Here is a 1662-nt window from a genome sequence, read left to right as displayed (position 1 = left end):
TTTTTGGCCACGCTCTTTTTCCCGTTTAGGGTGTGGTTGTTTGTTTTTTTGATGCCAGTTTGTTGGTGTCTTTTGTTTTGATCGGATTTTTCTGATTCGAATTCTGCCTGTCTTTGGATGGGAAGTTTTTGTTTGGAGAGTTTGATTCTGGCTCAGGACGAACGCTGGCGGCGTGCTTAACACATGCAAGTCGAACGGAAAGGCCCTTCGGGGTACTCGAGTGGCGAACGGGTGAGTAACACGTGGGTGATCTGCCCTGCACTTTGGGATAAGCCTGGGAAACTGGGTCTAATACCGAATATGACCATGCTCTTCATGGAGTGTGGTGGAAAGCTTTTGCGGTGTGGGATGGGCCCGCGGCCTATCAGCTTGTTGGTGGGGTAATGGCCTACCAAGGCGACGACGGGTAGCCGGCCTGAGAGGGTGACCGGCCACACTGGGACTGAGATACGGCCCAGACTCCTACGGGAGGCAGCAGTGGGGAATATTGCACAATGGGCGCAAGCCTGATGCAGCGACGCCGCGTGAGGGATGACGGCCTTCGGGTTGTAAACCTCTTTCAATAGGGACGAAGCGCAAGTGACGGTACCTATAGAAGAAGGACCGGCCAACTACGTGCCAGCAGCCGCGGTAATACGTAGGGTCCGAGCGTTGTCCGGAATTACTGGGCGTAAAGAGCTCGTAGGTGGTTTGTCACGTTGTTCGTGAAAACTCACAGCTTAACTGTGGGCGTGCGGGCGATACGGGCAGACTAGAGTACTGCAGGGGAGACTGGAATTCCTGGTGTAGCGGTGGAATGCGCAGATATCAGGAGGAACACCGGTGGCGAAGGCGGGTCTCTGGGCAGTAACTGACGCTGAGGAGCGAAAGCGTGGGGAGCGAACAGGATTAGATACCCTGGTAGTCCACGCCGTAAACGGTGGGTACTAGGTGTGGGTTTCCTTCCTTGGGATCCGTGCCGTAGCTAACGCATTAAGTACCCCGCCTGGGGAGTACGGCCGCAAGGCTAAAACTCAAAGAAATTGACGGGGGCCCGCACAAGCGGCGGAGCATGTGGATTAATTCGATGCAACGCGAAGAACCTTACCTGGGTTTGACATGCACAGGACGCCAGTAGAGATATTGGTTCCCTTGTGGCCTGTGTGCAGGTGGTGCATGGCTGTCGTCAGCTCGTGTCGTGAGATGTTGGGTTAAGTCCCGCAACGAGCGCAACCCTTGTCTCATGTTGCCAGCACGTAATGGTGGGGACTCGTGAGAGACTGCCGGGGTCAACTCGGAGGAAGGTGGGGATGACGTCAAGTCATCATGCCCCTTATGTCCAGGGCTTCACACATGCTACAATGGCCGGTACAAAGGGCTGCGATGCCGTGAGGTGGAGCGAATCCTTTCAAAGCCGGTCTCAGTTCGGATCGGGGTCTGCAACTCGACCCCGTGAAGTCGGAGTCGCTAGTAATCGCAGATCAGCAACGCTGCGGTGAATACGTTCCCGGGCCTTGTACACACCGCCCGTCACGTCATGAAAGTCGGTAACACCCGAAGCCGGTGGCCTAACCCTTGTGGAGGGAGCCGTCGAAGGTGGGATCGGCGATTGGGACGAAGTCGTAACAAGGTAGCCGTACCGGAAGGTGCGGCTGGATCACCTCCTTTCTAAGGAGCACCAAT

1 rRNA gene is annotated in these 1662 nt (G+C 55.8%); it reads left to right on the top strand.

The window, feature by feature from the left end:
- Positions 1-129: 129 nt before the first annotated feature.
- Positions 130-1647, top strand: a 16S ribosomal RNA gene (locus tag ACWEFV_RS32285).
- Positions 1648-1662: the final 15 nt, after the last annotated feature.

Source organism: Mycobacterium sp. NPDC004974 (assembly GCF_053600815.1).
Note: the sequence above shows the minus strand (reverse complement) of the source record. Positions and strands in the feature narration are given on the sequence as shown.